Origin of the sequence: Stenotrophomonas sp. PA-6-5C (genome assembly GCF_021605635.1) — a bacterium.
Classification (GTDB): domain Bacteria; phylum Pseudomonadota; class Gammaproteobacteria; order Xanthomonadales; family Xanthomonadaceae; genus Stenotrophomonas; species Stenotrophomonas lactitubi.
Map to the genome: position 1 here is coordinate 1 of NZ_WKEE01000101.1, position 7,360 is coordinate 7,360.

Consider the following 7,360-nt stretch of genomic DNA (forward strand, 5'->3'; position numbering starts at 1 on the left):
CGGTATCAGTGACCACAAACGCGTTTATATGATTGATTCCTATCCCCTCGGGACCCTTAAAGATGGAAAGTTCAATCGCGGTGGTGACGAACTCGCCATTCCGCCAAAGAAGGTCGTCCCGGCAACGAAAGCGGAAATCGCAGCTATCTATGCAGACTGCTATGCCGCTGAAGACCGCTTTTGCTTTTCGTCACTGACTAGGCAACGTGATATCGTCGTACCTGTTCATGGCGACAGGTTCTTCAATAAACATATTGCCGTCGTCGGTGCTTCGGGATCGGGAAAATCGTCGAGTGTGACGTCAGTTCTGCAGAAAGCGGTATCTGCTAAAAGCGGCGAATACCAAGGTCTCAACAACTCTCATATCCTAATATTCGATCTTCATTCCGAATATGCTACGGCTTTTCCAAAGGCGAATATCATCACTGTCGATGACCTCGTCCTGCCATATTGGCTTCTCAACGAAGACGAGATGGAGGACATGTTCCTAGAGTCCGGCGACAATAACAACTACAATCAGGAGTCGCTGCTACGATCTGTGGTGACCATTGCCAAGAAGATCAGCAATCCTGCTGTCGAAAAGGTCAACTTCGACAGTCCGCTTCGATATGACATTCAGCACGTAGCGAACGCTTTCCGCAACCTGACGCGGGAAACAAAAGACGCTGAAAACTCGCTGCATATCAAGTTTAAGGATGGTACGACCGAAACGTTCGATGATGTTGAGGGTCAGCTGGAGCACTATTGCAAGGCTTTGCGCGAGTTCGCTGCTCCGGAACGGAGTAAAATCAACAAGGGCCCCTATGCCGACGGCAGCATCGACAAATTTGAGCGGCGGATTAGATCAAAAATCTCGAACTCTCGGCTTGACTTCATATTCGGTGCGAAGGCCAAAGCTGCGACCCTAGAGCAGGTACTTGAACAGTTTACCGGCTACAAGGCGGGAGGCGAGTCGAATGTCACAATCATCGACCTCAGCGGCATTCCCTTTGAACTGCTCAGCATTACCGTTTCGCTGATCTCCCGCCTTATGTTCGATTTTTGCTACTACGCTCGTCGCGTGGAGAGTAAAACAGAGCAGCCGTTCCTGATGGTGTATGAGGAAGCGCACAAATACGCGCCAAAGAGCGGTCTTGCCCGCTACAAGGCCTCCTTGGCTGCAATCGAACGCATTGCCAAAGAAGGACGAAAGTACGGGATCAGCCTTCTGATTTCGAGTCAGCGACCATCTGAAATATCAGAGACTATCTTTTCGCAATGCTCCAACTTCTTGGCAATGCGTCTTACCAACCCCGATGATCAAAGCTATGTCCGCCGACTACTGCCGGATACGCTTGGCAATTTGACCGAAGGCATGCCCGCGCTGGAACAAGGGGAGGCGCTTCTGATCGGGGACGCCGTCATCATGCCGTGCGTCGTGTATGTGGAAAAATGCCACCCCGAACCCTCTTCTAGTGACGTGAAATATCTCACGCTCTGGAAAGCGGAGTGGAAGGAGATCGACTTCAAAAAGCGTGCAGATAACTGGCGAGGATGATGGAGACATCGTTGCACAAATTAAGTTTGAGGCGAACTACCCAAAACCCTAGTTGTGGCAATACCACGGTGCAAAACGAACTTGCAAAGAAGGTTCAATGCAATGACTGCTTTGAGTGGCAGCAGTCATTGGCCTTGTTGAGTTGAAGGGCAGCAACCATCCTTCACCGGACATTGTGAATCAGCCTGTGAAGTTCCGCTTTGGGGCGAAAGCGGCAGTCTTCTATTGCACTTTCTGTTGTGCCTTGTTTTTTTAGGTGCGTGAAAGAATCAGATGCTATGACGAATAGGCTCGCAATCTCTGAGTTTTTTCACCGCCGCAGCGCGATGTGGCTTGCTTTCTCAAAGCTCTCATGTGGCTCCCAGCCCACAGCCCCGCATCACCCGCAAGCGGCGCGAAACACGGCTAACCTATTGGCCTGTATATGATTTCAAGCCCCGTGCGATTTGCACGAAGGGCTTGACGCCGGCCATTTTTTATGGCCTGTCTGCGCCCGGCCAGCTGCGATGGCCAGCGGCTTCACCGGGAAACCGCTCGACCAGGAAATCCACGAAGCTGCGCAGCCGGGGCGAGTGATAACGGTCGTGCGGATAGACCACGTGCATGGGCCGACCGCGCCGGCCATGTTCCGGCAGCAACGGGACCAGGCAACCCGCATCGATGTCCGCTGCCAGCAGCAGGCTCGACTGCAGGATGATGCCCAGGCCCTGCAGCGCGGCCAGCCGCAGCGCTTCGCCGTTGTTGATCTGCAGCCGTCCTGAGGGCGGTTGCACCGCCGATGTTGCCTCGTTGCCCAGCCAGTGCGACAGCGCCGCCGGATCCAGCGACAGGCATTGATGCTGCCGCAGCGCCTGCACGCTGTGCGGCGTGCCATGCCGAGCGAGATAGGCCGGTGATGCACACAAGGTCAGCCGGTAGGGGCTGAGCGGACGCGCTACGAGATGGCTGGTGTCGGCAAGCGTGCCGATGCGAATGGCAGCCTCGAATCCCTCATCGGCCAGTTCGACCACGCGATCGGTCAGTACCAGTTCGACACTGACCTCGGGGTAGCGGTCCATGTAGGTCGACAGTGCCGGCACCAGCGCATGCGTGCCGAAGATCACCGGTGCACTGATCCGCAGCTTGCCCGCCGGTGCCAGATGGTGATGCTGTGCCTGCGCATCTGTTTCCTCCACCAGGCGCAGGATCTCCTTGCAGCGGCCGTAGTAGGCCTCGCCGAAAGCGGTCATGTGCTGCCGTCGCGTGGTTCGGCTCAACAGCTGCATGCCCAGCCGTTCTTCCAGGGCGCGCAGGTGCTTGCCGGCCATCGTCGCGGAGATGTCCAGCGCCGACGCCGCGGCACTGAGGCTGCCCTTTTCCACGGCCAGCACATAGACCTGCATGCTCTCCAACAGGTTCATCTGACACCCCGGGTTCTGAATGTTGAAACCTCGCCGGAGTTTATCAATCGAGGGTATTCAAAGAGCATGTCCGCACGGCCAGATCGGCCGGCAGAACCTGGCAGGCAACACATGAAACTGGATCTTGAAGGACGTACCGCGCTGGTCACCGGCGCAGGCAGTGGCATCGGCGCCGGTGTCGCGCGGGTGCTGGCAACGCTGGGTGTGCGCGTGGCGATCACCGCGCGGCGGCAGGCGCCGTTGCGGTCGGTGGCGGCCGCGATCGAGGCGGCGGGTGGGCCGGTACCGGTCGTGGTGATGGGCGATCTGACCGACGCCGACGATGTGCAGCACATCGCCAGCGCGTCGCTGGAGGCGCTGCAGCGCGTGGATATCCTGGTCAATGCCGCCGGTGGTGCACGGTTGGCGGGGGTAGCCGCAGCAGATGAGGTGTGGGACGAGGCGATGGCGCTGAACTTCTCGGCGGCACGACGGCTGACGCAGGCGTTGCTGCCGTCGATGCGGGCCAATGGCTGGGGGCGTGTCATCAACCTCAGCGGGTCGATGGAGCCGCGCGCGGTGAATGCCGCGAGCCCGGCGAAGGCGGCGCTGCATCTGTGGAGCAAGGGGCTGTCCTGCGACGTGGCAGGCGAGGGCATCACCGTCAACGCGATTGCACCGGGGCGTATCAACAGCGTGCAGATCCTGGATCGGCTGCATCCCACCGAAGAGAGCCGACGTGAGTTCATCGCCCGCAACATCCCGATGGGGCGTTTCGGCGAGCCGGAGGAGGTGGCGCACCTGGTCGCGTTCCTGGCTTCCCCGTTGGCGGGGTACATCACCGGCGCGGTGATTCCGGTGGATGGAGGAATGCACTACTTCGCCCACTAGCGCTGCGGAACGTAGAGCCGAGCATGGGCTCGGCTCTACAACAACAAAAAAAGGGCGACCCGAGGGCCGCCCTTCTGCTTACGGTCGAGCTTGCCAGCTCAGCGCGGCGAGGCCACCGCGCGGTTGCCCGAGGCACCCTTGCCCTTGCGCTTGTCCTGCTGCGCCGGGGTGGCGCCCTCGGCCATCAGGTTGTCGCTGCCGAAGTCGGTGTCCACGTCCAGCCAACGCTGCGACGGCAGTCCGAGGGCGGCGTCGAGCACGGTCGGCAGCAGACCGCTGGGCAGGCCGCTTTCACCGTTCCACATGATGGCGATGCCGAGGTCGCGCTCGGGCACCAATGCCACCAGGCCGCGGTAACCCTGCACGGCGCCGGCATGGAACACGACGTCGTGACCGGCGTAGTCGAAGGTGCGCCAGCCCAGCGCGTAGCCGGCCGAGTGCAGGCGTTCGCGGCGCCAACCCGAACGCATCTCGCCCGGCGTGTTGATCAGGCTGGAGTGCAGGGTGGCCAGCAGCGGTGCCGGCAGCACGTCCGGGCGGTGGCCGGTATGGGCCAGCAGCCACTGCGCCATGTCACTGGCGCTGGCGTTGACGCCGGCAGCCGGGGCGACGCGGTAATAGGTCGGCTTCGGCGTCAGCGACACCCAGCCGTTGCGGCTGCGTACGTGCGGGCGCGCCCAGCGCGAGCTGGCCTGGATGCCGGCCAGGCCGAGGCTGGCATCGTTCATGCCCAGCGGCTTGAAGATGCGACGTTCGACCGACTGCTCGTAGAAGCTGCCGGAGGCGGCATACACGACGTCGCCGATCAGGCTGAAGGCCACGTTCTGGTAGGCGTAGCAGTCGCCCGGCAGGCACTTCAGGCTGGTGTTGGCCAGCTTCTGGGTCAGCGCGTAGTACTCGGCATTGCCTTCGATGTCGCGGTCGTAGGCGTTGTACGGCAGGCCGACGCGATGGCTGAGTACATCGGCCACGGTCAGGCGGTCGGTGGCCTCCGGCGAGTTCAGGCGGAAGCCCGGCACATAGTCGGTGACCTTGCTGTCCCAGCGCAGGGTGCCATCGTTGACCAGCAGGCCGGCCATGGTGCCGGCGAAGGCCTTGGACAGCGACGCCAGGCGGAACACGGTGTGGGCGTCGACCGGCAACGGGTTGTTGACGTCGGTGACGCCGTAGCCGCGCGCGCTGAGCACGCGGCCGCCCTGCACGATGGCCACGGCCATGCCCGGCACGCGCTCGCCATAGGTGAGCTGCTGCGCCATCGATTCGATGTTGGCGACGTTGAAGCCAGCCGCCGGCAACTGCACCTGCGGCACCAGGCCGGTGCGGTAGGCCGCCGGTTGGGTGTGGGCAATGGCGCCACCGGCAGCGGTCTCGATGTTGGTCGGCATCGGCGGCAGGGCCGGCGGGGTCTGCGCGGTGGTGGACAAGGCAAGGGGCATCAACATGCCCAGCAAACCGGTGGCCGCCGAACGGATCGGACGACGCAGGCTGTTCTTTTTCATCGGTTGGAACCCGTGCGCGACTGCTGGGGATGATTCTAGCGCCGCTTTTCGCCTGTGCACAAACAAAGCGAAGATGAATGCGCATCTCGTTGAAAAAGTTGGATTTTTGACGCCACAAAAGCGCGTATCAGAAGGTGTCGTGCGGGGGATGCCGTGACACTTCGTTGCAGCCATCGGTGCAGCCCGCGCTGGCGATGTTGCAGTGCATTGGATAACGTACGCGCTCCACTGCCCCCGGAGCCTGCCATGCCGCTGTCCAACCGCCGTTTGCTGGCGAGGGGAGCCGCGTGAGCGCGGCCGGGACAGGCGGCCCGCTGAGGAAGCTGGTCGCAGCGCTGCGCGAGTCGCCGGCGCTCTGGTGGTCGTTACTGTACTTCTTCTGCCTGCTCAGCGGTTACTACGTGCTGCGCCCGGTACGCGAGGCGATGGCCGCCTCGGCCGACCTGGAGACGGTGTTCCCACCGATACTGATCGCCTGGTTCGCCAGCCATGGCATCGCGCTGAAGGACTTCGTCCTGCAGTTCCTGTTTTCCTGCGTGTTCGTGATCATGCTGGTGCTGCAGCCGGTCTATGGCTGGCTGGTCAGCCGCTTCCCGCGGCGGGTATTCCTGCCGGCGGTGTACGGCTTCTTCATCGCCACCCTGCTGGGCTTCTATGCGCTGTTCGACAGCGGCATGCCGGGGCGTGGCATGGCGTTCTTCTTCTGGATCACCGTGTTCAACCTGTTTGCGGTGGCGGTGTTCTGGAGCTTCATGGCCGACGTGTTCTCCAATGCGCAGGCGCGGGCGTACTACGGTTATATCGGTGCGGCCGGCACGGTCGGCGCCTTCCTCGGCCCGATCATCACCAGTGCGCTGGTGCAGCGGGTGGGCATTGCCAACCTGATGCTGGTGTCGGCCGGCTTCCTGGCCGTCTGCCTGCTGTGCATCTGGCGCCTGCGGCACTGGGCGGTGCTGCGCGAGCGTGAGCAGCAGTTGGTGTCCGGTGAGCAGCCGATGGGTGGAAGCGTGCTCGATGGCCTGAAGCTGATCGCGCGCGAGCCTCTGCTGCGCTGGCTGGCGATCATGGTGGTGTTCGGCGTGGGCGTCGGCACCCTGCTGTACAACCAGCAGGCCAGCATCGTGCGTGCCTCGTTTACCGATGCGGCTGTCAGTACCGCGTTCTTCTCGCGCATCGACCTGGCGGTGAACGCGCTGGCATTGCTGATGCAGCTCGGGTTGACCCGCTGGCTGCTGTCGCGCCACGGTATCGCCCCGGCGTTGCTGATTCCCGGCTTCGCGATCCTGATCGGCTTCTCGGTGCTGGCCGCTTCACCGATGCCGTTGATGGTGGCGGTGGTGCAGGTAATGACCCGCGCCAGCGAGTTCGCCCTGGCCAAGCCGGCCCGCGAAACCATCTACACCCGCGTAGACCGCCAGTGGCGCTATAAGGCCGGCGCAGCGATCGACACGGTGGTCTACCGTGGTGCCGATCTGAGCTTTGCCTGGCTGCACAAGGGGCTGTCGCTGTTCGGCTCGCACGGGGTGTTCATCGGTGGCGTCGCCGTAGCCGGGTTGATGACGCTGGCGGCGTTCGGCGTACTGCGCGAAGAGAAGAAGCTGCCGCGCGACCGTTGAGGTCGCGTCCCCCATTTCGAGGAGAGAGTCGATGTCGTTGCTCGCGCTGCTGTTGACCGTGCTGGTTGCCGTGCTGCACCTGTATTTCCTGGTGCTGGAAATGTTCCTGTGGACCCGCCCGCTGGGCCTGAAGACGTTCCGCAATACGCCGGAGAAGGCGGAGACCACGCGCGTGCTGGCGGCCAACCAGGGCCTGTACAACGGCTTCCTGGCGGCAGGCATCGTGGTAGGGCTGGTGGTGGCGCAGCCGGTGCTGGTGACGTTCTCGCTGGCGTGCGTGGTGGCGGCGGGGTGCTACGGCGCGTACAGCGTGAGCCGGCGCATTTTCATGATCCAGGCGGTGCCGGCGATCCTGGCGTTGATCCTTCGCGCGCTGGCGTAGTTTCCAGCCAACGGCGCAGCCCCTCGTGGGTTGGTCGCGTAGAGCGGGTCATGTGG

General features: G+C 62.3%; 6 protein-coding genes. 4 read left to right on the forward strand and 2 right to left on the reverse strand.

Annotation, left to right across the window (positions count from 1 at the left end; all coding sequences use genetic code 11):
- A partial coding sequence (locus tag GIW57_RS23410) for a DUF87 domain-containing protein (protein WP_236513098.1) occupies positions 1 to 1,537 on the forward strand: 1,537 nt, incomplete at its 5' end.
- Between the two features lie 476 nt (positions 1,538 to 2,013).
- Here the strand turns inward: GIW57_RS23410 and GIW57_RS23415 are convergent.
- A complete protein-coding gene (locus GIW57_RS23415) occupies positions 2,014 to 2,937 on the reverse strand; it encodes a LysR family transcriptional regulator (protein ID WP_236513100.1) in 924 nt (307 codons plus the stop codon).
- A 111-nt stretch (positions 2,938 to 3,048) separates the two neighbouring features.
- Between GIW57_RS23415 and GIW57_RS23420 the strand changes: the two genes are divergently transcribed.
- Positions 3,049 to 3,807: an SDR family oxidoreductase gene (locus GIW57_RS23420; RefSeq protein WP_236513102.1), complete on the forward strand. Its 759-nt coding sequence runs from the start codon at positions 3,049 to 3,051 to the stop codon at positions 3,805 to 3,807.
- 98 nt (positions 3,808 to 3,905) lie between these two features.
- Here GIW57_RS23420 and GIW57_RS23425 read toward each other — a convergent pair whose 3' ends face one another.
- The gene (locus tag GIW57_RS23425) at positions 3,906 to 5,306 is read right to left on the reverse strand and encodes a serine hydrolase domain-containing protein (RefSeq protein ID WP_100460077.1); all 1,401 of its coding nucleotides are present in this window, start codon (positions 5,304 to 5,306) and stop codon (positions 3,906 to 3,908) included.
- Between the two features lie 287 nt (positions 5,307 to 5,593).
- Here GIW57_RS23425 and GIW57_RS23430 point away from each other — a divergent pair, with 287 nt between their 5' ends.
- Positions 5,594 to 6,922 (forward strand): MFS transporter, encoded by a 1,329-nt coding sequence (locus GIW57_RS23430; RefSeq protein WP_236513104.1) that lies wholly within the window; start codon positions 5,594 to 5,596, stop codon positions 6,920 to 6,922.
- Between the two features lie 31 nt (positions 6,923 to 6,953).
- Positions 6,954 to 7,304, forward strand: coding sequence for a DUF1304 domain-containing protein (locus GIW57_RS23435; RefSeq protein WP_236513106.1), 351 nt, complete (start codon positions 6,954 to 6,956; stop codon positions 7,302 to 7,304).
- Positions 7,305 to 7,360 lie beyond the last annotated feature (56 nt).